At 56.5% G+C, this 21,750-nt stretch carries 19 protein-coding genes and 1 pseudogene; 7 read left to right on the top strand and 13 right to left on the bottom strand.

Features of this window, described 5'->3' with window-relative positions:
• Positions 1–41 precede the first annotated feature (41 nt).
• The 3 genes from ACP7E0_RS08500 to ACP7E0_RS08510 all read right to left on the bottom strand — a co-directional run bounded on the left by ACP7E0_RS08500 (position 42) and on the right by ACP7E0_RS08510 (position 2,665).
• A complete protein-coding gene (locus ACP7E0_RS08500; protein ID WP_426124260.1) occupies positions 42–1,001 on the bottom strand; it encodes a dihydrodipicolinate synthase family protein in 960 nt (319 codons plus the stop codon).
• 122 nt (positions 1,002–1,123) lie between these two features.
• On the bottom strand, positions 1,124–1,828 hold the full coding sequence (locus ACP7E0_RS08505) for a GntR family transcriptional regulator (protein ID WP_426124261.1): 705 nt from the start codon (positions 1,826–1,828) through the stop codon (positions 1,124–1,126).
• A 171-nt stretch (positions 1,829–1,999) separates the two neighbouring features.
• Positions 2,000–2,665: a GntR family transcriptional regulator gene (locus ACP7E0_RS08510; protein ID WP_426124262.1), complete on the bottom strand. Its 666-nt coding sequence runs from the start codon at positions 2,663–2,665 to the stop codon at positions 2,000–2,002.
• Between the two features lie 221 nt (positions 2,666–2,886).
• On the opposite strand from ACP7E0_RS08510, the gene ACP7E0_RS08515 reads away from it, so the two are divergent.
• On the top strand, positions 2,887–3,918 hold the full coding sequence (locus tag ACP7E0_RS08515; protein ID WP_426124264.1) for a trans-3-hydroxy-L-proline dehydratase: 1,032 nt from the start codon (positions 2,887–2,889) through the stop codon (positions 3,916–3,918).
• Positions 3,919–4,025: 107 nt separating this feature from the next.
• Here ACP7E0_RS08515 and ACP7E0_RS08520 read toward each other — a convergent pair.
• The 3 genes and pseudogenes from ACP7E0_RS08520 to ACP7E0_RS08530 all read right to left on the bottom strand — a co-directional run.
• Positions 4,026–4,719: pseudogene (locus ACP7E0_RS08520) on the bottom strand (DUF3991 domain-containing protein); the annotation flags it as partial.
• A 133-nt stretch (positions 4,720–4,852) separates the two neighbouring features.
• The gene (locus ACP7E0_RS08525; protein ID WP_426124265.1) at positions 4,853–5,470 is read right to left on the bottom strand and encodes a flavodoxin family protein; all 618 of its coding nucleotides are present in this window, start codon (positions 5,468–5,470) and stop codon (positions 4,853–4,855) included.
• A 541-nt stretch (positions 5,471–6,011) separates the two neighbouring features.
• Complete coding sequence (locus tag ACP7E0_RS08530; RefSeq protein ID WP_426124267.1) at positions 6,012–6,503, bottom strand: MarR family winged helix-turn-helix transcriptional regulator; 492 nt, start codon at positions 6,501–6,503, stop codon at positions 6,012–6,014.
• Positions 6,504–6,568: 65 nt separating this feature from the next.
• On the opposite strand from ACP7E0_RS08530, the gene ACP7E0_RS08535 reads away from it, so the two are divergent.
• A complete protein-coding gene (locus ACP7E0_RS08535; protein WP_426124268.1) occupies positions 6,569–6,880 on the top strand; it encodes a DUF1330 domain-containing protein in 312 nt (103 codons plus the stop codon).
• Positions 6,881–7,011: 131 nt separating this feature from the next.
• Here the strand turns inward: ACP7E0_RS08535 and ACP7E0_RS08540 are convergent, their stop codons facing one another.
• The gene (locus ACP7E0_RS08540; protein ID WP_426124269.1) at positions 7,012–7,272 is read right to left on the bottom strand and encodes a hypothetical protein; all 261 of its coding nucleotides are present in this window, start codon (positions 7,270–7,272) and stop codon (positions 7,012–7,014) included.
• Between the two features lie 448 nt (positions 7,273–7,720).
• On the opposite strand from ACP7E0_RS08540, the gene ACP7E0_RS08545 reads away from it, so the two are divergent.
• From ACP7E0_RS08545 to ACP7E0_RS08555, 3 genes are all read left to right on the top strand, one after another.
• Positions 7,721–9,976 carry a sensor domain-containing protein gene (locus ACP7E0_RS08545; RefSeq protein WP_426124270.1) on the top strand — a complete coding sequence of 752 codons (2,256 nt, stop codon included), beginning with the start codon at positions 7,721–7,723 and terminating at the stop codon, positions 9,974–9,976.
• Positions 9,973–10,941 (top strand): diguanylate cyclase, encoded by a 969-nt coding sequence (locus ACP7E0_RS08550; protein WP_426124271.1) that lies wholly within the window; start codon positions 9,973–9,975, stop codon positions 10,939–10,941. The genes ACP7E0_RS08545 and ACP7E0_RS08550 overlap by 4 nt, the downstream gene beginning before the upstream one ends.
• A gap of 77 nt (positions 10,942–11,018) precedes the next feature.
• Positions 11,019–12,041, top strand: coding sequence for a chemotaxis protein CheB (locus ACP7E0_RS08555; RefSeq protein WP_426124272.1), 1,023 nt, complete (start codon positions 11,019–11,021; stop codon positions 12,039–12,041).
• Between the two features lie 5 nt (positions 12,042–12,046).
• Here ACP7E0_RS08555 and ACP7E0_RS08560 read toward each other — a convergent pair whose 3' ends face one another.
• The 3 genes from ACP7E0_RS08560 to ACP7E0_RS08570 form a co-directional block, all read right to left on the bottom strand.
• Complete coding sequence (locus ACP7E0_RS08560; protein WP_426124274.1) at positions 12,047–12,427, bottom strand: response regulator; 381 nt, start codon at positions 12,425–12,427, stop codon at positions 12,047–12,049.
• Between the two features lie 7 nt (positions 12,428–12,434).
• Positions 12,435–16,040, bottom strand: a complete 3,606-nt coding sequence (locus ACP7E0_RS08565; protein WP_426124275.1) for a CheR family methyltransferase — start codon at positions 16,038–16,040, stop codon at positions 12,435–12,437.
• 416 nt (positions 16,041–16,456) lie between these two features.
• Complete coding sequence (locus tag ACP7E0_RS08570; protein WP_426124533.1) at positions 16,457–16,759, bottom strand: response regulator; 303 nt, start codon at positions 16,757–16,759, stop codon at positions 16,457–16,459.
• Positions 16,760–17,311: 552 nt separating this feature from the next.
• Between ACP7E0_RS08570 and ACP7E0_RS08575 the strand changes: the two genes are divergently transcribed.
• Positions 17,312–18,322 (top strand): sensor histidine kinase, encoded by a 1,011-nt coding sequence (locus ACP7E0_RS08575; RefSeq protein WP_426124276.1) that lies wholly within the window; start codon positions 17,312–17,314, stop codon positions 18,320–18,322.
• A 282-nt stretch (positions 18,323–18,604) separates the two neighbouring features.
• On the opposite strand, the gene ACP7E0_RS08580 is transcribed toward ACP7E0_RS08575, so the two are convergent.
• The gene (locus tag ACP7E0_RS08580; RefSeq protein WP_426124534.1) at positions 18,605–19,009 is read right to left on the bottom strand and encodes an acyl-CoA thioesterase; all 405 of its coding nucleotides are present in this window, start codon (positions 19,007–19,009) and stop codon (positions 18,605–18,607) included.
• Between the two features lie 275 nt (positions 19,010–19,284).
• Here ACP7E0_RS08580 and ACP7E0_RS08585 point away from each other — a divergent pair, with 275 nt between their 5' ends.
• Positions 19,285–19,494 (top strand): cold-shock protein, encoded by a 210-nt coding sequence (locus ACP7E0_RS08585; protein WP_426124535.1) that lies wholly within the window; start codon positions 19,285–19,287, stop codon positions 19,492–19,494.
• A 118-nt stretch (positions 19,495–19,612) separates the two neighbouring features.
• Here the strand turns inward: ACP7E0_RS08585 and ACP7E0_RS08590 are convergent, their stop codons facing one another.
• Both ACP7E0_RS08590 and ACP7E0_RS08595 read right to left on the bottom strand, forming a co-directional pair.
• On the bottom strand, positions 19,613–20,440 hold the full coding sequence (locus ACP7E0_RS08590; protein ID WP_426124277.1) for a cation:proton antiporter: 828 nt from the start codon (positions 20,438–20,440) through the stop codon (positions 19,613–19,615).
• A 352-nt stretch (positions 20,441–20,792) separates the two neighbouring features.
• On the bottom strand, positions 20,793–21,581 hold the full coding sequence (locus ACP7E0_RS08595; RefSeq protein ID WP_426124278.1) for a PRC-barrel domain-containing protein: 789 nt from the start codon (positions 21,579–21,581) through the stop codon (positions 20,793–20,795).
• Between the last annotated feature and the right edge of the window lie 169 nt (positions 21,582–21,750).

A 21,750-nucleotide genomic window follows, 5' to 3' on the forward strand; every position in this document is an offset into this window, starting at 1 on the left:
CCAAAATTCGGAGGGCCTTTGTCATTTCACAGAGCGTCAGCTCATCCTTTGTACTTTTGGACAGCTCCGGGAAGCTTGCTCCATTCGCCGTACCAGCTGTTGAACAGCTTGAACTGGACTTCGACATATCCACGCTGACTTTCAGTGAGCACGTCGGTCGCATTGAAGTGCAGCGTGTATTCCTTGTCACCCTTCAACACCATCATGTGCTTGAAGTAGAGGACGAGATCCGCACCTTCATCGAACGAGGACAGGACGGCGAGCGCCTGTTCCAGCTCGAGCGCGCGCAGACGCGCATCGGCGTCACCTTCGGCAGCAGCCTGGGACAGGTTGCAAAGGTGAAGGACTTCCTTGGGGAGAACGTTACCGATACCGGTGATGGCACCGGTCGCGCCACAGTTGACGAAGCCGTGGAAAACGGCTGTATCGACGCCGATCATCAGCGAAACGCCATCTTGGCTGGTGATGTGCTCGGCTGCATAGCGCATGTCGGCTGCGCCGCCAAATTCCTTGAAGCCGATCAGGTTCGGATGTTCAGCGCGCAGAGCGAAGAACAGGTCGGCGCGGGTGGCGAAGCCATAATAGGGGCTGTTGTAGATAACGGCCGGAAGGTCTGGTGCGGCAGCGAGGATCGCCTTGAAATGCGCCTTCTGGGCAACGACCGAAGAGCCGCGCGACAGAACCCGCGGAATGACCATGAGGCCCTGTGCGCCAACTGCCTGCGCATGGGCTGCATGTGCGACGGCCAGCGCGCTGTTTACAGCGCCGGTGCCGACGATCACGGGGACACCAGCCTTCACCAGGCGCTCAACGCCTTCCATGCGCTGCGCGTCCGTCAGCAGCGGCCAGTCACCCATCGAGCCGCAATAAACAACGGCCGACATTCCGTGGGCAATCAACTCTTTTCCCTTGCGCACGAGCGCGTCGAAGTCCGGGGTACGGTCTTCTTTGCAAGGGGTCATCAGCGCGGGGATCACGCCAGAAAAGATTTTGGCCGTCATAACAAACTCCTTTTGACCTTGCCGGACAGGCAGAGAACGGCGCGCACCTTTGATGCCCCAATCCTGTGCCTCTGGAGCCATATTGCACGTTGTATATTATTTGTCGACAAGAATTTTAGCGGTCAAAGCGCCATGTCGAGCCTGTCTTCGCGGGCAAACAATTTCTGGATCTGATGGACGATCTGCTCGGCATGCAATCTCGCCAGCCGATCGGCTTCTTCGACATCGCGCCTGGCGATGACGGCAATGATGTCATCGTGCTCCTCGACGAAGCGCTGCGGCAGCCTGTCGTTGTAGGACTGGTAATAGAGCCGCAGCATGCGGCGCCCTTCATCCAGCAGCCGGTTGAAAAGCCCGGTGAAATAGGTATTGCGTCCGGCCTCGGCGATAGCCGAGTGAAATGCTGCGTTGGTGGCGATCATTGCCAGTGCGTCCTGCGCCTGCACGGCAGCGGCGAATTCGGCCTGGTGCGCGCGGATCACCTCCAGGTCTTCAGGCCGGTGATACTGCGCCGCCAGCTTCGTCGTGACGCGGTACATCAAAACAAGCGCGTCGAAGAACGTGTGCATGTTGAGGAAGTCGATATTTGCCACCATCGTTGAACGGTTTGGCAGCGTGTCGATCAAGCCCTCGCCGGCGAGCCGAACTAAGGCCTCGCGGATCGGGGTGCGCGACATCTTAAAGCGTTCGGCCAGTTGCACCTCGTCGATCGGGCTGCCGGGCGGTAACACCAGATCGAGAATCTCGTCGCGCAAGAGGTCGTAGACCATCTTGACGCCGGAGCCGCGCTTGCGTTCGGGAATGGGGCTGGTGTCGATATCTGTCATGTCATCAATCCTTTGTCGACAAAAGGAATACTTTTCCCAGTCAACGGGATCAACCGTTTCCGCAGTCCTTATCGGAAAACGCTACAATAAACCTGCTGACGAAGCGCTTTTGCGCGCTTCAACCAGCCCGTGCGGCCATTCCAAGGCCAAAAACCGCCAGATACGGCGCGATCAGGATCGCTGATTCTTGAGAAAGACGACCAGAGACCGGCCTGCATCCAGCACATGGTCTCTTGTCAGCCGGGATGCGAGGGCGGCGTCTCCGTTAAGACAAGCTTCCAGGATTGCCTGATGCTCCCGATCCGCCCGCATGACACCATTCGTCAGCGTCAGTTGCGCCCGCAGGTAACGATCGATCCGGTCGAGAGATGTTCGAACGATCTGCAGATAATAGGGCCGTCTGGAGGCAGCATAGAGCGTGTAGTGGAAACTCCGATTGATTTCGCCCCAGCGGGCGGAATCGGGTTCGTTGCCAAACTCTTGGCAGTACCTGCGCGCAGCAGCCAGCGCGTCCTGATCCAGATTGGGCACGGCAAGCCGCATGACCTCGGCCTCGACAAAGGCACGAAATTCGAAAATCTCATCGATCTCTTCGATCGAAAGCCCGGCGACCACGGCACCTTTGTAGCGCTCGTTGGTAATCAGCCCATGCTGTTCCAGCCGCGCCAGAGCCTCACGGACCGGAATCCGGCTGGTGTTGAACATCTGGGCGATCTGGTCCTGCCTGAGATTTTTGCCCTCGGCCAGGTCACCCTCGATGATTGCCTTGCGCAGCGCGTCATAGACAATATCGGCTGCGGATGCGGCCTGCCTGACATCGACGGCGGCAAGTTTCATTGATTCAAATCCCGTTGTTTGTACGCGGTGCGCGCTGTCAGCACCTGTCCTTGGGTCATAGGTGCAATTCGATATTCAGGCAACTGAGCGGAAAATCTCGAGTAAGCTGAATTTGATATTGTATATTGGATCCAATTTTTTTATCAAATCGAAATACTGCCGGCAGCCAGATGGAAACGCCATTACGCTGGGCACGCGCCGGATATCACAAGGAGAGGACTATGCGCACCAGCAAGGTAATCCACATCGTTTCCTGTCACGCCGAGGGTGAAGTGGGCGACGTAATCGTCGGTGGCGTGGCCCCTCCACCCGGAAAGACCCTTTGGGAACAGCGGAAATTCATTGCCGAGGATCAGACGCTGCGAAACTTCGTGCTCAACGAACCGCGCGGTGGCGTATTCCGGCATATCAATCTGCTAGTGCCGCCGAAGGACCCCCGCGCGACGATGGGCTTCATCATTATGGAGCCGGAGGATACGCCGCCGATGTCCGGTTCCAACTCTATCTGCGTCTCGACCGTTCTGCTCGACACCGGCATTGTGCCGATGCAGGAACCGGAAACCAGAATGGTGCTGGAAGCACCGGGCGGGCTGGTCAATGTGGTTGCCGCCTGCCGCAACGGCAAGGCGGAACGGATCACCGTTACCAATGTGCCTTCATTCGCGTCAAAGCTCGACGCCAAGCTTGAGGTTGAAGGCCTTGGCACTTTAAGTGTTGATACGGCCTATGGCGGCGACAGCTTCGTGATTACCGATGCCCGGGCCCTGGGATTTGCAGTCACCCCTGACGAGGCCCGCGAGCTCGCAGAAACCGGCATCAGAATCACCCGCGCTGCCAACGAGCAGCTCGGTTTTTCCCACCCGGAGAACCCCGAGTGGAAACATATTTCCTTCTGCCAGCTGACCCTGCCTGTGGAAGAACGCGACGGCATGCTGCATGGGCGTAACACGGTCGTGATTCAGCCAGCCAAACTCGACCGCTCACCGACGGGAACCGGATGCTCGGCACGTTTGGCCGTTCTGCATGCTCGCGGTCAGATCAAGCTGGGACAGAAGTTCCGCGGCGAATCGATCATCGGTTCGCATTTCGATTGCCAGATTGTCGGCGAAACGAAGGTCGGCGGCCAAAAGGCGATCGTGCCCGAAATTTCAGGCCGCGCCTGGGTCACCGGCACTCATCAGGTCATGCTCGACCCAGCTGACCCCTGGCCGGCAGGCTACCGTCTGGCGGACACCTGGCCGCGCAAACAGTAAGTCAAGTGCGATCGGCAGCCAGCGACCGTGCTGCCTGCCGATCTTCAACACGCATCGACCATCGCTTACCGCGCTCGCGTTGGAAAACTTAGCGTCTGGGGTGGGCGCGTGGCCGTCGACCAACCGCCTCCGGTGCTGACATGGAGCGTGTCCGGTCTTGTCTGCTCAATCGCGGCCAGGCTGAGCGCATCGATCACTGCCTCCGTCACACAGATCCGACGAGCGTCGTTCATTCCAAACCGAAAGAGAACCTTGGCGCCGCCGGTGGAAAACCCGCGCCAGTCCGGGCCGCGCTCTTCCCAGCCGATGACGGAGCCAGCCTCATCGACGTGCTTTGCCCACATGGAGCCGTACGGCCCCTCCCTCAATAGATCCGCTTCGATCGCCGCGGAGACAACCTGCCATGGCAACGCCCGGTCCTGTCGGAGGTAAATCCAGGTCGCAGACGCCCGCCACGGCCGTCTGCGGTGATTCCAGCGGTCAGTACTCGAAGCCAGTGTTTGCGTGCCGACAGGTTTTTCCCAAACAGGTGCAGTTCTCTGAACGCGACCAGGTCGCCGACAGCAGTCAGAGCTTCTCAAAACCGCTCCCGTTCAGATAACTTGCAAGCGCGAAGACGTCGCCCTTGGCGTCCGAACGGGCGTCGAACGATCCTCCGCCCTCATGAATCACGATCACGATGTCGTCGTCGCGTCGGAATTTGACCGCTCTGCGCGTGCTCTCTTTCCTGTCTATCGCGAAGCCCCCGCCGGAAAGATCTGAAAAGAAGTCACGCGCCACAGCTGGTGACTGGACGGCCAGCGAAGCAATGTACAAGATCGTTGCGAACACCTTGGTTTTCATGATGCGGCCTCTCAAAAGTAAATTTGATTGTTGATCGTTCCGTTCGTCTCTGCCAGACGCGTGTGGTCCTCAATCAAGCTCTCGTTGGAGACTATTTCTTCTCGCCTGGATAAGAGTTGGACTTCAGCAGGTTGGCGAGGTGCGCGGTGTTTCGCGCCAGCATGGAGATCATGGTTTTAACGGTGTCTGGCGTTTCCCTGAGGTCAACAAAATTGATGGATCCCATCGCTTCGCCCACCCAGTAAGCCACCGCATTGGCGGGGATCGTGAAACCGACGTCGTTGAGTGCCTGGAACAGTTCCGCCGAGACATGATGCGCGCCGTCTTCGTTGCCCACCACCGCGACCGCCGCCACTTTCCCGTAGGAGACCATGCGTCCCTGTTCATCGGTCTCGTCAAGGAATGCATCCATGCGCTCCAGCGCGCGCTTACAGACACTGCCTGGCTGGCCCATCCAGATGGGCGTTCCCATCAGGAGGATATCCGCATTTAAAATCTTGCCCCTGATAGCCGGCCATTCGTCACCCTCGCCTTCATCAGAGGTCACTCCCGGCTTGATATTGTGATCTGCAAGCCAGATCGACTCGGTATCAACATCGTGTTCCGACAGCGCATCCGCGATGAGTGTCAACATATGGGAGGTCGAGGATTTCTCGCTTGCGTGCGAGGCTTTCAGGGTTCCGTTCAGAGCAATCGCTTTGAGAGGCATGACATCCACCTATGCTGACAGCAGCGTTATTCTCGTTGCCTAAAACCTTTCGCCCACAGGAAAGTTCCCGATGAATACCCGCTCCTCGGACGCGCCTTCTCGGTCGCCAGCTCGCGTAGGCCGGATGCAACGATTTTTGACCACACACGTTAAGCCAGCATTCTGGATCCTCACGGTCGGGCAGAACCGCGAACATCTTAGTTTTGAGAAGCAACGGGCAGAAAACCGACATCAGGATTTCACCCATGTTCGTTAACGGCGTTCGCTGGATTGCGCAGGCCTCTCAACTCCCCTCATTCGACGAAATCCGGAAAAGCGTATTGAGATTTTTCTCGCTGGTTGAAACGCACATGTAGCCGATTAGCATGTTCATTCCCAGGTTCCGTATTAACTGAGAACCAGGGGAGTTTGTCGGCTAGGTTTCTGCACCGGTTATTATGAATTCTTAGCCTTTTTCGGGGCTTTGCTGTTGGCTCCACATCAATACCTTCAAACGGGGCGGCATGAGCGGCCATAGCAGCACCAAGCGTCCAAAGCCCGGTCATTCCGCAGCGTTGCAGGGCATCGCGACATTGTTTGCCGAAGTCGCATTTTTCGCGGCGACAGCAAGCTGGGACATGACGCTCGCCACAGCACTTGATGTCTTCTCCCCGAGAGCCTCAGCCAAGCGGATGCGGGCGAGCTCCCAGATGGCCATGGACTCTTCCATCAACTGGCTGCCCTCGTCAGTAAGTATCAACCGTTTGCCGGCCCTGCCCCGCCCGCCGTGGCTGTGGACGAAATTGCTCCGTTCGAGGCTTTTTACGTTGCGGCTGAGAGTAGTAGCATCGACCCCGGCACGTGCCGCCAATCCAGCAAGCGTCGGCTCGTAACTACCGCCAATCCCCACCAAAAGGCTAAACTGCTCTGCGGTGATCCCTAGCGTCCGAAAACAAGCATTGTAGTAGCGTGTCAGCGCCCTTGCGGTGATGCGCGCTTGAAACGCTGGGCAATCGCTTTCCATGCGGCGATAGAAGTCAGAAGCATCTGTCATTTGCGGGTCTCGACAATAATCCAATCGCAGAATAATGCATATACAGTATTATCGGGGAGCTGCACATGCCTGCCTATGTTCACGTCAATCTGCGCATCAAGAATGCAGCCAAGCAAGCCGCATTGGCGCTTCGCTTTCAGGCAGCGCTGCATGCGGCGGGAGGCCGTATCCTTCACTTTGGTCCGGTGGTCCAAATGCTGGAAGGAGATGCATCGCCACTACCTATCGCCGGCATTTTCGGATTCGCCACCCTTGCCGATGCGAAGGCATTTTATCGATCAAGGTCGCCCGCCAAGACGAGCAGGAAGCTCGCATGTTTATCGTCGACGCGGGCTAAAAACGTCCAGCCAAGCGACAGTCCGGCTATTTCACTTTGAAGTGGCGGCCGGTGTTTTCCGTTCCAATCCCTTTAAACACGCCGGACACACAAACAGGGGGGTATCGGAGGGCCGCCCGGAACCGGCCCTTCTTGTCGGCATAGCCAAGCCTGGGTGTTCATACGCCTCACTCATTTACGATAGTCTGAGAGGTAAGTGTAAACTTCATTTTCAATGCCTGAACAGACGTCTTCATATTCTGCGATCGCTTCCGGAGCCTCCTGGCCGATGCGAAGCTTGGCAAGGTGAATAACCGCCAGCGTGTAGGCTTCACACAGCTCGGAAAGGCAGCAAGCAAAGTTTGGGAGCGCTCCCAACTCGGGACGTCTCAGCGCAAGCAGCGCCCTTCCATGCCGAATATGATTTATTTGACCGGTCACCGTTGCATCCATCTTTCGCTTTCAAAGCAGAGTAACGCTCAGCGTCGTCGTCGTCGACCCGATTTGCGCTATCGCGCGCTCTGAACGCAAGCAGGATTAGAGCCGGACGATTTGGCAAACTGGTAGCTGGTGTCGAGGAGTATGTTTTTATCACGCACTCATGAGCTGCCCTGCCCTTAAAAGAGGAAGATAATCGCTGCAGCGGCGGGGGCTCAAGTTTATTTCGTTTTCATGGATCATTCTTCCTCACCCTGCGTTGTACCTGTTAGGCTTTTATACCTTTGGTGGCTATGGGAGCCGAAACGATCGAACAGCATGGGAATTTTTCAAACGGTTGAGAATCAACCGATGATCCCGCCTGTTTTGCGTCGCAGATAGTGAAGTCGCACATTCCCTGTGCGCTGCCACAGTTGGCCTGAACGACTTGCAGTGTCACAGCCCGAGGAGGGATAATAAGCCAATGTCAAAATCCGAGGTGCTCCAGCCTGTAGAAGGCGGTTGGCTTGCCGAGCGTAAGCTGCTCAAGGCCATGATCGACCAAGTGCCCGATTATCTTTTCGTCAAGGACCTCAAAGGCCGCTTTGTCATGGTCAACCAAGCCGTCGTCCATATCCATGGCTTTGACGCCCCGGAGCAGTTGATCGGCAAGAATGACTTCGATCTCCATGATGCCGAAAGCGCCGCGATATTTTTCGACATCGAGCAAAATGTGATTCATTCGACACGGGCGATGATCGACATGGAAGAGCTTGTCGTCGATGCCAACACCGGTGCAAAAAAATGGCTTTCGACAACAAAAGTGCCCATGCGCGACGAGAACGATGACGTCGTCGGCCTCGTTGGTATTTCCCGCGATATCACCGCCCGGAAGAAGGATGACCTCTTAAGGGACGAACAAGCGGCGGTGCTTGAAATGATCGCATTAAACTTGCCACTGGAAGCAATTTTAAACCGGCTCGTTCTGTTGATGGAAAGCCAGCTTGACGGTGTTCTCGGCTCGATCTTGTTACTGGACGAAGCCGGTAAATATCTGAGACAAGGAGCAGCACCTACGCTGCCGCTGGCATACTGCCGAGCGATTGACGGTATCGAAATCGACTCGGGAATTGGCGCGACCATCGCCTCTCATCGCGAAAGGATCGTGGTATCGGACATTGCTGACGACCCCCTCTGGACGGATCTCCAAACCCTGGCCCTACGGCATAATCTGCGATCCTGCTGGTCCAGCCCCATCATGTCGCATCAGGGTGGGGTATTGGGTACCGTCGCGATCTACGCCGATGTGGTCCGTCATCCCGGAACAACCGAGAAAAATCTTCTCCAAATGACGACGCGGATCGCTGCCATCGCGATCGAACGGCAGCATGCGGAAGCTCGGATCAGCTTCATGGCTCATCACGACATGCTCACCGGACTTCCCAACCGTAGTTTGCTCACAGATCGTCTTACTCAAGCGATGCTGCAGACAGAGCGCCATAATCCGTGGGTTTCAGTTGTTTTTGTCGATCTCGACAATTTCAAATTTGTGAACGACAGCCTTGGTCATAACGCTGGCGACAAAGTCCTCAAAACAGTTGCCCAACGCATGTTGGATTGCGTCCATTCAACAGACGCGGTGGTCCGCCTCGGCGGTGACGAGTTCATCATCTTGCTGACCGACATGCCTGCAAACACGGACGCAATTTCTGCGACCCTGCATCAGATCAAGATGGCAATAGCAGAACCGATCAGTGTAAACGACCAAGCCTTGCACATCACCTGCAGCATGGGCGTCGCGACGTTTCCACATGACGGAACCGAGGCGGAAACGCTGATCGCGAATGCGGACGCCGCCATGTATAAGGCCAAGGATGCCGGCCGCGACAGCTTCCAGTTCTTTACCGCCGCAATGAATACGCGGGCACATGAGCGGTTGGCACTGCAGGACGGTATCCGCCAGGGCATCGCGCGGTCGGAATTCTATCTGGTCTATCAGCCTCAGGTTGACCTGAAATCCGGGCAGATGTTCGCTGTCGAAGCTCTTGTCCGTTGGCAACATCCGACACTCGGCGTCATATCTCCAATCCAGTTTATCCCCCTTGCTGAGGAGACAGGGCTCATCGTGCCGCTAGGGGATTGGGTGCTGCATGAGGCGTGCCGGCAGAACAAGCAATGGCAGGATGAGGGTCATGTACCCATCACCGTCTGTGTCAACGTGTCGGCGCGCCAGTTTCAGGACGAGAACTGGACAGATCGTGTACTGCGCGCTTTGTCCGAGACCGGACTGGATCCAAAATACCTAGAGCTGGAGCTGACGGAGAGCCTTGTCATGCGTGACGTCGGACGGGCGATAGCAACCATGAAAGATCTTCAGGTCGCCGGAATTGCTTTTGCCATCGACGACTTCGGAACGGGTTATTCCAGCTTAAGTGCATTGAAGAACTTGCCGGTCTCCCGGCTTAAAATCGATCAGTCGTTCGTTCGCAATTTGGCGCAGGACGAAGACGACAGGACGATCGCCGCCGCGGTTATCTCGCTTGGGCAGAAGCTCAATTTGAAAGTCATCGCTGAGGGCGTCGAGACGGATGAACAATTGACGTTCCTGCGCGAAAACCAGTGCGACGAAATTCAAGGGTACCATTTTAGCAAGCCAGTAAATTCAGAAGCAATCGAGGCATTGCTAGTCGCCCAAGCTCCAGGGCGTGCGACGCAGGTTGATACCGAGGTTTCAGAATGACCGCCTCAGCGCTACATAAAACAGGCTTTGCCGTTGCCGTGATCGACGCCCTTTCGGCGCACATTTGCGTCTTGGATCGCCAAGGGGTGATCCTGGCGGTTAATCGGGCCTGGCGAAAGTTTGGCTCCGAAAACGCGCATGGGGCCGAGGATTCCGACATCGGGGAGGATTACCTGCAGATATGTCGAAGCTCATCAGGGCCAGGTGCTGTAGAGGCAGACGACTTTGCAGTTGGCGTGCAAGCGGTCCTTGACCGTAAAACTCCGCTTTTTCAGTTGGAGTATCCGTGTCATTCGCCGACAGCCTTCAGATGGTTTTTGGGTCGCGTGACCCCGCTGAACTTGCCGGACGGGGGTGCGGTCATTTCGCATGAGAACATCACCAGTCGCCGGGTTCTGGAAATTGAACTCGCCAAGCTCGCGGATACGGATCCGTTGACCGGGCTTCCCAATCGACGCTATTTTCTGGACAGGGCCAACATCCAGCTCGAAAAAGTGCGCAGGTTTAATACAAAGGCCTCACTTGTTATGATCGATGTCGATCACTTTAAAACGGTCAATGACACCCACGGCCATCCGGCTGGGGATGAGGTCCTGAAATCCATCAGCCGTGGCTGCTTTGAACGTCTGCGGCAGAGTGGTGTCATGGCTCGGTTCGGAGGGGAGGAGTTTATTATCCTACTGCCAGAAACCGGTGCGATAGACGCTGCCGTCGTCGCGGAGGCATTCCGCAAATCGGTAGAGGATAGCGTCGTTAGGATCGACGGCGGGGTGGTGTCCGTGACTGCCAGCTTTGGTGTCGCTGAAATCAGAAGTGAAGATCTGACAATAGATACAGCATTAGCCCGTGCGGACAGGGCCCTCTACAAGGCTAAGCGTGCCGGCAGAAATTGCGTTAGGCAGGAGGACTCGCACACGGCTTCGACGACTTGGAGTGGCAGTGGTAAGACCTCTGATACTTCATAAACGACCTTGAGTTGTATCGACTTTCGCCAAGTTCCCGCGTTGAACAAGATTACTCTATCCGCAAAGATGAGGTTGTTATGGCTCCCATTAACGTTGTCGCAATTGGGGCGTCGGCCGGCGGTGTTGGAGCCCTACGTTCCCTCGTTTCGGAACTACCAGCGTCATTCTCGGCCTCCATTTTGATAGTGCTGCACATCGGTGCCCATCGAAGCGAGTTACCTGCGATTTTAACCGCCTCAGGTCCCATACCGGCCAAGCACGCCCAGGACGGTGAAAAGATCGCACCCGGTCAAATCTACCTGGCACCACCGGATAGGCATATGATCGTAAACAACGGATCGATCCGTCTCCTGCGTGGTCCGAAGGAGAACTGTGCCCGACCAGCTGTGGACCCGCTGTTCCGGAGCGTAGCTGAGAGCTACGGTCCTGCTGCGGTCGGTGTGATCTTGACGGGGAATTTGAATGACGGGACGGCTGGTCTCTACGAAATCAAACGCCGCGGGGGGATTGCCATAGCCCAGGCCGCGTATGATGCGGCCTATCCCGCCATGCCGACTAGCGCAGCTGCCCATGTTGCGCTGGACTATTGCCTGCCGTTGGCGGAGTTAGCGGGATTGCTTCAAAAATTAGTAGAAAGGAAAACAGCAAAGGAGCCTGCGGTGATGAATGAATTTGCTGCAGCCAAGACCGAACAAGAGCCAGAGATTGTAGCCAGCGGAATATTCAATCGCCCAATTACCGTGACCTGCCCGGACTGCGGCGGGGCGCTTAAAAAATTCGAACACGGATCGATCATCAAATTTGGCTGCCACATTGGACATACCTATACGGCCGAGATCATGGAATCGGCCCAATTTGAAGAAATGGAGAAGGTCATACGCGCGGCCGTGAGGTTTTTGAACGAGCGCGCCGAATTTTGCCTGCAGATGGCCGAGCTCTTCCATCGATCCGAGCCTGCCCAGTCGTCTCAATGGCACGAGGCCAGCAAGCAGGCACTGGATCGCGCTTACAAGCTTCGCGATCTGGTCGAACAGGATTGGCTTACGCCAGAGACAAATCATGTGGTCGCGGAGCGCGATGGGCGCGTGCATTCGAACTGAAGCATTTACACTGACAAGGCCAGCGCCGATTCGATTGCTTGTTGCAGCTCGCGAGGTTCATAGGGTTTCTGCAGCGTCGGATGGTCGCAATATTCTGGAGGGAAACCCTCTGCGCCATACCCCGTAGCGAACACAAAAGGTATGGCTCGGGCACTTAGAATATCGGCGATAGGAAAGGACTGGCTGCCTGCCACGTTGATATCGAGTACCGCAAAATCGAAATGCGCCTGCCGTGCGAATTCCAACGCTTCGGGAATGCGGATGGCGGGCCCCACGACCTCGTGGCCCATTTCGATGAGCAGGTCCTCCAGTTGCATTGCAAGCAAGACCTCATCTTCGACGACAAGAATCCGTTTCACTTTCGGTTCGCTCACCTGTTGTTCCATTTTCCCCTCAACGCATTGGCGCGTCGATCGTGCATACGACACCGGACGGCTCGTACGAAACGTTCACCGTGCCGCCAAGTTCCTGTGCCAGCGCACGCTCAATCAGACGGGAGCCGAAACCCTTGCGCTTTGGAGTCTCAACCTGCGGCCCGCCGCTCTCCGACCAGGTCAGATTCAAACGACGGTCTTCTCCACTGCCGACCAGCCGCCAGGTGATGGACACCTTTCCTGCTTCTGTGGATAAAGCTCCGTATTTGGCCGCGTTGGTGCATAGCTCGTGTACCGCCATGGAAATTGCCAGCGATGCGCTTGGTCCAAGGCGAACATGTTCACCCTCGATCTGGAACCGATTCCCTTCCGCATGGGGTCCGACGGTGTCCGTGACGACGTTGACGAGGTCTGCCCCATCCCAATTCTCACGGGTAAGCACATCATGTGCCTTGGCAAGGTTAATCAGACGCGCGCTAAACGCTGTGCGCGCTCCCTCGATCGTGGAAGCGTGACCAAGGGTCTGGCTGGCGATCGACTGGATGACGGCCAGGGTGTTTTTGACTCGATGATTGAGCTCGCCGACGAGAATTTCCCGATGTTCTTCTGCGCGCCTGCGCTCGGTGATGTCTTCGATCGCCACCAGTATCAATTCATCCCGGCCCCCTTCCTGGGGTAATCGGCATGCGGTGAGCAGCATTATACGCTGCCCGCTTAGGCGGAACTCCTGTTCGATCTCGAAGTTGTGGATTTCTTCGCCGGCCGAAAGGACTTTATCCAGGAGCCCTCGAAGCGGGGGGCTATTCCACTCGCCTGTCCCGAGTTCGAAGATCAGGCGGCCTTTTGGCTCTTCGTCGAATACGGCAAACAGTTCGCGAAAGGCGGTGTTGGCGGTCTGGACATGCAAATCTCGGTTCAGCACCAGCAAGGGATGCTGGACCGTTCGCACGATCGTCTCCGCATAGAGCCGCGCGTCGTCGATTTCGTCGGCGGCACGCTTGCGGTCGGTGATGTTGTGGAACGTGACCACCACGCCCGCAATGCGATTATCCTGGGTGCGGTAGGGCAGCATCCGCCGCAGGTACCACCGCCCGGAATGGCTAGGGACCTCCTCCTCGATCGGCGACAGTTTCTTCAACACCGTTTCCGCGTCCGTTAGAAAGTTTTCATCGGAGAATTTTTGCGCAAACGCGGCAATCGGGCGGCCGATGTCCGAAGGGGACAGATCGAACAGGTCTCTGCTCGCTGGCGCAAACCATCGGATGCGGAACTCCTCATCGAGGAAGACCGTCGCTGTTTCCGACCCTTCCAGGAGATTGTTGAGATCGTTTGTCGCACTCTCCAGTTCACCGATCTTGTACTGGAGCTGGCTGTTGACGGTGTTCAGTTCTTCGTTGAAAGATTGCAACTCCTCCTTTGAGGTCTCAAGTTCCTCGTTGGTGGATTGAAGCTCCTCATTCATGGAAGTCGCTTTTTCGTTGGATGCCTTCAGTTCCTCGTTGGTGGTTTCCTGGTGCTCGATGGTATTCTGTAACTCGCCGCGCGTTGCCCGCAATTCTTCAAGCAGGGCCCGTTCACGCTCTGAGGCGTCATGCAAGGGTTCGCCGGTCTGCATTCGAGGGAGATCGTGCTGCGGTGAAGCGGATGTAAAACTGATCAGAAGGAAGCTGCCACCCGGCGCTGCATCAGGCACGGGTGTCACTATTATGGTCACGGAAAGAACGGGCTGCCCCTCGCGCAGCACAGCGTCCATTGTCACTGTGGTTTTGGATTTGGTTGCTTCCCGGATCGCGGCGCGAAGCGTTGGGACCAGCCCTTCGCGGGCCATCATGAGCAGATCTCTGGTCGGCTCGCCGGTAGGGTGCTCCAGGTAATCCCCTGTCGGCCCATGAAAATATACCACATGGGCTTTCTCGTCGATCAGCACCGATGCTGGCGCGTAGCGATCGAGAAGTATACGGCGCGCAAGTTCTCCTGCTGGGAGACCTGGCTCATGAGCTGACGGTGAGGATTTATCCATGATTGTCAGTGGTCCCGTTGGCGGTCGCGTCGACGGATACTCGATGGCGGTATGCCGAGTAGAACCGCGCTTGCGGTAGATACGCCATTTCTTCGAGTCCGTTTCGAATAAGTTGTCATGCCGACCGATCGTTTCGGCATTGCCAAGAAAAAGATGCCCGCCTGGCCGCAGCGCGAAATGACAAAGCGAAATGATCCGCTGTTGTGCCTCCGCGTCGAGATAGATCAGGACATTCCTGCAGGTAACCAGGTCGAGACGCGAGAACGGTGGATCGCGTAACAGATTCTGGGACGCAAACACGACCATGTCGCGTAGCTCCTTGCTGACCTGATACGTGCTGTCGTGCTTTTCGAAAAAGCGGTTGACGCGGCCGTCGGGAAAGTCCGCTAGTGCAGCAGACGGGTATATCCCTTCCCGCGCCTTTCTCAGATTATCGTCCTGGGCATCGGTGGCGAACACCTTTAGTTCGAAACGCTTGTCCGCAGCTTCAGCCATCTCCGTCACCAGCATGGCAATAGAATAGGCTTCCTCCCCCGTGGAGCAGGCCGGTGTCCAGATGCGGATCGAAGCGCCTGTCTCCCGTTCCGTGATAATCGGGGCTACGACAAGTTCGGCCAGCGCCTTCCACGCATCGGGGTCGCGGAAAAATCCTGTAACGCTGATCATCAGGTCACCAGCCAGCATCGTAACTTCATGCGGATTGGTTCTGAGCTCATCGACATAGCTGTCCAGCGTGTCGATATTTTTCAGACCGAGGCGTCGATGGACCCGCCGGCCGAGTGTCGTATGCTTGTAACCACGAAAATCGTATTCGCCGCGCGCGCGAAGGAGTTCCAGGACATTGCCAAGGGTAGCCCGGCTGCCCGGCAAAGCGGTATCTGTTTCGGCGGGACGGGCGACATAGCCATGTTTTACAAACGCAAACAGGGCAGCCGGCATTTTTTCGGGAGGGAGGATGTGGTCGGCCATGCCAGCAGAAATCGCGCTCCTAGGCATCCCGTCAAACTCAGCAGTCTCCGGAGACTGCACCAGGCTCATTCCGCCTTCGGCCCGTATGGCCCGGAGACCTTCCGTTCCGTTGCTTCCGGTTCCGGAAAGCACGATCGCAATCGCCCTTTCACCCTGATCCAGAGCAAGGGAGCTAAAGAGTACATCGACCGGATGACCATGCGAAGCCGAAGGTTGGGCGATGTGCAGCCTTCCGTCTCGAACGATCAGATCGGTATTCGGAGCGATGACGTAGACGTGGTCGCAGGCCACCGCCACCCCGTCGGTTACCTGGAAGACCGGCATAGCCGTATGGGCGCTCAAAACGTGCGCAAGTTCGCTTTCATGCTTGGCATCGAGATGCAGCACCACAATGAAGGCGCAGCCATTGTGGGCAGGCGTAGCGTCGAAGAACTGGCAAAGCGCTTTGATGCCGCCAGCCGATGCACCGATCCCGATAACGGGCACCTTCGAAATTTCGGAAGGGGGAGTATGCGCGATTTTGGTTGCGCTTGCACGGCCGTCGCCCTTCGGGGGCGATTGGCCATCGGCCCGTTTGCCGGATGGTTCTTTATCCATTCCGAACTGCCGATCCGAAAGCTGGTCGCGAAGGCTCATTCCCACTTAGCTCGTCAAAAATTGGCGCGTTGACGACTAGGTGTTGTTTCGTTTGTTTCGACTGCTTGATGTCGCTATTATGTGGTCGGATGCTCGAAATCTCCCATTCGCTAGCCACGCCGTTAAACGCTGTTGCGGCCTTAAATGCTACAATGGGCGGTTTTGGCATGGATAGGCCCTCATGGGCCGGAGACTCGCGAAGCAAGTCATCACTCGGCAGCACTGCCAACCGGCCAACGGCCATGATCAACAGAAAGTCTATAACACGTCTGACGCAAAACACATTAAGAGAAACGCAAGGCTCTGGATCATCAAGCAGGTCTCATCTGCCAACACCTCCAGTCTCGACAACCAGTAGGGCGACTGGTGCGACCTACCATTGCGAATGAATTCGGCTCAGCCACGAGGTATTCCCGCTATAAGCCCAACTTTCGAAGCGTATCAACGATGTCTCGCGCCTCATACGGCTTGCTGAAAAAGTGGCTTCGGAGCGGTAAGTCAGCCTCTTTCGGACGTCTGTGGCCCGATACGATGACGATTTCTATGGGCGGCCAACGATCCCGCACCGCAGCCGCGAGCGTCATACCATCCATACTTCCCGGCATATCGATATCTGTAAAAACGATGCGGATATCAGTTCTCGCTTCAAGGATCTGAACAGCTTCAAAAGCGTTTGTTGCCTCTACCGCTTGAAACCCCGCTTCTTCGACGAGATCAATGCCATCATCATCAAAAGCGGCTCATCTTCTACCACGAGGACGACCTGTTTTCTGAACGGGACTGATTGCGCCACCAAAAATCCCGCCTAGAGAGGGCCTGGCCTGGTATTCGCCTGCCGTTGACACTTTGCAACTCTCAATGTGCTGATTTGTTCCAATGTATTCTCCGAGGCGGATAGTCTGACCGCGTCCTGCCGACCTACGACAAATTCCGAAATAAATACAAACAACTTTTCCGCTAATATCGCCGGTCGGCTTGTCTGCAAGCGGTGGAGCGTTCTTGATGTGGGCTTGTCATCGGACTGGACACCACTAGGATAATGCCTTGAAGGGCGTCTTTTTGTCCACTCGCAGCTGAGCGTTGTCGGCACCAGGAATAGACCAGCCGGCCAAAGAGCGCAGGGTCACGATCCGCTGGAGTGCGTTGGCACCACCCTGATGTGTGTATCTCGACATACGAAGCCAGTTTTGGTTATACAGTTCGCTAGCATGAAAAGGGTGTGCCGACGGTCTTCGATCTCGCAAACCCATGACCGAAATTCTGGAGCTTTAATGACGACGACGCCCGAGACCCTTAAACCCCTTCTGTGGGAACCGAAAAACCTCATCCGCGCTATCGAGGCGGCCGGCGTCACACTATGGTCCTGGAATGTCGATACCGACGCCTTTGCGATGGATGACCATTCGTATGACCTCTGGGGAATTCCACGCGGCGTCGACGTTACCTTCGAAGATCTTTCCGCACACATACATCCAGCCGATCGCGACAGGGTGCGGGCTGCCTTCACGGCCACGCGTGCTATCATCGGTGCGTATGAAATCGATTTCCGGATTATGATCGGGGACGAACTCAAGTGGATTTCCGCCCGGGGCCAAGGTGACGATGTGGGAATGGTCCGGCGCATCATGTTTGGCATTTTCATTGATGTCACGGGTCGCAAGCAAGCCGAGGAAGGCCGGGAACTGCTCGCGGGCGAAATGAGCCATCGGGTCAAAAACCTCCTGACTATCGCTTCCGGCCTAACGGCGATCACATCCCGATCGACAACGACTGTCGGCGACATGGCGCGCGAATTGACGCTTCGGCTGACCGCTTTGGGGCGCGCTCACGATCTCGTCCGGCCTGTACCCGGTCAGACGGAAGCCCCCTCGGCGCTGCTCGGCGATTTGCTGACCGTGCTGCTTGCCCCTTATGACGATCTGGGGGCCTTTAGCGGTCGTATCCGCGTGTCGGTGCCTCGAATGAGTGTCGGGGAAGCCGCGACGACCATCGTCGCGCTGATCGTTCACGAGTTGGCAACGAACTCCCTCAAATATGGCGCACTGTCTGTCGATACGGGCACGCTCGATGTCTCCTGTTCAGCGCATAACGAAGCCGTCACCCTTGTCTGGACGGAGAGTGGCGGCCCAAGGATCAAGGCGCCTGAGGGCATGGGGGGCTATGGAAGCAAGCTTGTGGCGCGTAGTGTCGCCGGTCATCTGCGCGGTACGATCAACTACAATTGGGCAGAAGACGGCCTTGTCGTGACCCTGCTGGTCGACCCGACGCGTTTGGCCGCGTAAAGACTTTAGTCAAAAAGGTTGAGCTGGGCCGCAGCCGCGTTCGCCTCATCATGGAGGCGTCCAGCGTTGCTTTTAGAATGTGCTGACAATCCAGGTCGGGAGTGCGGCACGCAACGCTACGATGTCGGAAGCGACCGAGTCGTCAGCGGGATAGTTCATCAGTCGGGGTTCTTTTCCAACCTTGTCACGTCGCGCGCCGGATCGCTATTTTGTCCGTCATGGCAATTTTATCCCACTGAAGTTGAACCCGACGCAGTAGTTCCGCATGCGCTCGCACGTCAGTCACATTGGTAAAAATGCTCGTGCTATGTCGTCAGAGATCCGGCGTGGCTTTCGGGTCGTCGCGTCCACGCAACACCAGGAGCTGCGGACTTCCGTGGCCAGATCCTCCCCGCGTTTGAACAGCGTTGTGAAGGTTGCCCTTGATCCGCGCGTGCCAGTCGCCGTGACAAGAGCCGAAACCTTGTCGTCAAGGAAGAGCGGCATGCGATAGATGATCTCGTGTCTCAGTGCGACCCAGAGCAGGCGGGTTTGGACGTGCGGTGGAGAGGCGTGTTGCCAGTAGTGCACGACAGCTTCCTGCACCCATTGTAGATAGACGGCATTGTTGACGTGGCCCATAGCGTCTATCTCGGCCACAGAGATCTTGATAGGGTGAACAAAGGTTGGTGGCGTCGCTGTTGTCATGGTCACGAAATGGGTTTGTCGGTACGATGATACAACAGGTTTATGCCGCCCGGTGTGTCGTGTTGCAAACCCGTTTCACATTTTTTCCAAAAGTAAAAGTTGACATTGCTGTTGCAGATCGAAATTCATCCACCATCGATATTTTCTTGCTGAGCTTTGGGTACCGCGCGTTAGCACCGCGCTTTGAACGAACCCTCCCCGTTAAAACAATCGCTATCACCATCCGCAGCGCTTTCTCGTCGCGGTCGTCTATTATTGCTATGAAAGGGTTCACCATGACCACTGGCACAGTTAAATGGTTCAATTCCACCAAAGGCTTCGGATTCATTCAGCCTGACAACGGCGGCGCTGACGCCTTCGTTCACATCTCCGCCGTCGAGCGCGCCGGAATGCGCGAAATCGTCGAAGGCCAGAAGATTGGCTATGACATGGAGCGCGACAGCAAGTCGGGCAAGATGTCGGCCTGCAATCTTCAGGCTGCTTAAATCGGCATCTGCTTTCCCTTGACCACGGATGTAGTGGCACTGACGAAAGCAAATTACCAACCGAGGTCAGGCACATTGCCTGGCCTTAAACCGCAAGGCCCGCAAAGCCTGAGTTCTCTCACTCGCTCCGAGGGCCTGCCGGCGAGGTATTGCTCGGCGGGCGTGCGCCATTTTTCGATCTATCCATCGCATGGTCGGTGTGACCGCCACACCAAGTCGTGTTCCCTTTCGGCTTGACGGAAAGCCACTGCTGCCAGAAAGGCGGCGAGGTAGCCGCCCAGGAGCTGAGTAAGTCCATAGGCCGTGAACGTATTCCCAGCGCGACAAACCGGTCTTTGGTCCGCGACAAACTTCTCACGCTAATCTTAAACGCCAGCCAACCGAACAGTTTTCCAGACCCCCATCCCAATCCTCCAAGCCGCCAAAGGATATCGACGGCAGCCCAGTGCTGGAAAACCGCCGAGCCGTCCTTGGCGGCGAGCGCAATGGCGATGGCAAGATGGACGAATGGAAAGCTCAATCCGTCATTCAGGCCAGCCTCGGATGTCAGTGCAAACCGAACTTCATCTTCGATCCCGCTTCCTGGTGGTCCAACCTGGATATCGCTGGCAAGAACCGGATCTGTCGGAGCAAGTGCGGCACCCAACAAAAGTGGACACGCGAGCCCAAGGCCAAGTATCGAGAACCCGAGAAACGCGATGGCGCCAATCGTGAGCAGCATCGCGATGCCCAGCAGGCGCCAGGTCGTTCTCCAGCGTCGCCACCCGATGGGTCGGTCGATTTTGAGACCGGCGCCCATCAAAGCCACAATGACGACAATCTCGGTCATCCGTTCCGTGAATTCCCTGTTCTCCAGCGGATTGAACGACGGCAGCAGTGGATAGGGAGACCAGGCCAGAAACTGCCGCTCCGTCGAATTGTTCTGGTCACCCTTACGCGTGCGCAAGGAGGCACGGCTAGACGCCTGGTCACTGCCGATTTTTCTTATTCAGCCAAAACCGGCCGAATAACGATCCCCTGCCGATAGTGGTGAAAGTGCGAGTGCGCAACGGGATGTGTAGACAGATATTGCCTGTGAAAAAGTACTCCCCCCAATTTATGCAATTGGCAAGTTGTCACTGCTTGACGATGCGAGCGACTTCAGGAACGCGATTGTAGAGGTCAATGACATCCTGGTACGCCATCGCCTTCTTGTAGGTCCGCGCTTCAAAAACGATAGCCCCCATGTCATGGAGCAAGTCGCAAGCGAGCAATCAGGGCCTCGTCCTCGACTACCAGTGCGATGCCGATCGGGGCACTCACTTCTTGTCCGCCTTCGGTGTAGCCTTTTGGTCAAGGCGCGCTGTCTTCAACATCAGGCTCTGAAAGATGGCATCGTTCTTTGCGCGCCATGCCTTGTCGTCGAGCCAGAGGTAGTCCTGGTCAGGCATCAGGGGCACGGATTTCACCTGTGCGCTGGAAATCGGCAGGAAGAAGCTCGTCCGTGCGCGGTCGATGACCAGCGACAAAAGCGGAACCACGAGACTATCTTTCCCCGGCACGAAAAACCCGCCAGAGGCGACAATCACGTAGTCTTTCTGGTCTTTCGTTCCGATGACGACGTTGCGGACCTCACCGACGATGCGGTCGTCGGAGGTCCGCACTTCTGCCCCGACAATTTCGTTGACAAGCAGGCCGGGATCCAGCGCGCTGATCGGCACAAGAGGGCCTTCATTGAGAGTGCCGCGGCTACCCTTTATTTTGCCAAGTCGTTGCTGCAGGGGCTCACCTGCGGCCTGCTGCTGATCGACGGCATCCTCGTCGGATGTAGCACGCTCGCCGAGGGACGGCGCAGCGATCAACTCGCGAATGTTGCCAAGGAGACGCTCACAATCATCCTCGAGGCCATAGGTCCAAAGTAGAAAGGCTGCATCCCGCATGGTCCGCAGGTCAAGTACGAGGTAGCGATTATTCGGATCACGCAGCTCTGGTTTCTGCAATATCGCTTCTTCGAGCTTGGCGTCGGAGATGTTGCATGCGGCAAGCACAGGCGCGCTGAATAGAGCACAGGCTAGCACGGCGGTTGCCGCTGTTTTAATGAAAGTCATGAAATGGGTCCCGATCGGCGGATGGTGCTTCGACGTCGTGGTGTGAAGCACGTCAATCCAGAAAGAGCGTACCGCGTGACGCTTCGATCATAGTAATTAACGCGCCAAGTTTGGTTTTTGTTCCATGCATCCGGAACAATGTCAGATTGAGCAGAGCAAGCGGTGGGAA

It is taken from the genome of Pararhizobium sp. PWRC1-1, assembly GCF_049897905.1.
In the GTDB taxonomy this organism is placed as follows: Bacteria; Pseudomonadota; Alphaproteobacteria; order Rhizobiales; family Rhizobiaceae; genus Pararhizobium.

What these genes read in the sequence shown, in the direction of transcription:
- ACP7E0_RS08500 (WP_426124260.1), bottom strand. Translation starts at nt 1,001, where the DNA reads ATGACGGCCAAAATCTTTTCTGGCGTGATCCCCGCGCTGATGACCCCT.
- ACP7E0_RS08540 (WP_426124269.1), bottom strand. Translation starts at nt 7,272, where the DNA reads ATGGATGCAACGGTGACCGGTCAAATAAATCATATTCGGCATGGAAGG.
- ACP7E0_RS08535 (WP_426124268.1), top strand. Translation starts at nt 6,569, where the DNA reads ATGCCTGCCTATGTTCACGTCAATCTGCGCATCAAGAATGCAGCCAAG.
- ACP7E0_RS08530 (WP_426124267.1), bottom strand. Translation starts at nt 6,503, where the DNA reads ATGACAGATGCTTCTGACTTCTATCGCCGCATGGAAAGCGATTGCCCA.
- ACP7E0_RS08545 (WP_426124270.1), top strand. Translation starts at nt 7,721, where the DNA reads ATGTCAAAATCCGAGGTGCTCCAGCCTGTAGAAGGCGGTTGGCTTGCC.
- ACP7E0_RS08505 (WP_426124261.1), bottom strand. Translation starts at nt 1,828, where the DNA reads ATGACAGATATCGACACCAGCCCCATTCCCGAACGCAAGCGCGGCTCC.
- ACP7E0_RS08550 (WP_426124271.1), top strand. Translation starts at nt 9,973, where the DNA reads ATGACCGCCTCAGCGCTACATAAAACAGGCTTTGCCGTTGCCGTGATC.
- ACP7E0_RS08510 (WP_426124262.1), bottom strand. Translation starts at nt 2,665, where the DNA reads ATGAAACTTGCCGCCGTCGATGTCAGGCAGGCCGCATCCGCAGCCGAT.
- ACP7E0_RS08580 (WP_426124534.1), bottom strand. Translation starts at nt 19,009, where the DNA reads ATGACAACAGCGACGCCACCAACCTTTGTTCACCCTATCAAGATCTCT.
- ACP7E0_RS08515 (WP_426124264.1), top strand. Translation starts at nt 2,887, where the DNA reads ATGCGCACCAGCAAGGTAATCCACATCGTTTCCTGTCACGCCGAGGGT.
- ACP7E0_RS08595 (WP_426124278.1), bottom strand. Translation starts at nt 21,581, where the DNA reads ATGACTTTCATTAAAACAGCGGCAACCGCCGTGCTAGCCTGTGCTCTA.
- ACP7E0_RS08575 (WP_426124276.1), top strand. Translation starts at nt 17,312, where the DNA reads ATGACGACGACGCCCGAGACCCTTAAACCCCTTCTGTGGGAACCGAAA.
- ACP7E0_RS08555 (WP_426124272.1), top strand. Translation starts at nt 11,019, where the DNA reads ATGGCTCCCATTAACGTTGTCGCAATTGGGGCGTCGGCCGGCGGTGTT.
- ACP7E0_RS08585 (WP_426124535.1), top strand. Translation starts at nt 19,285, where the DNA reads ATGACCACTGGCACAGTTAAATGGTTCAATTCCACCAAAGGCTTCGGA.
- ACP7E0_RS08565 (WP_426124275.1), bottom strand. Translation starts at nt 16,040, where the DNA reads ATGAGCCTTCGCGACCAGCTTTCGGATCGGCAGTTCGGAATGGATAAA.
- ACP7E0_RS08525 (WP_426124265.1), bottom strand. Translation starts at nt 5,470, where the DNA reads ATGCCTCTCAAAGCGATTGCTCTGAACGGAACCCTGAAAGCCTCGCAC.
- ACP7E0_RS08560 (WP_426124274.1), bottom strand. Translation starts at nt 12,427, where the DNA reads ATGGAACAACAGGTGAGCGAACCGAAAGTGAAACGGATTCTTGTCGTC.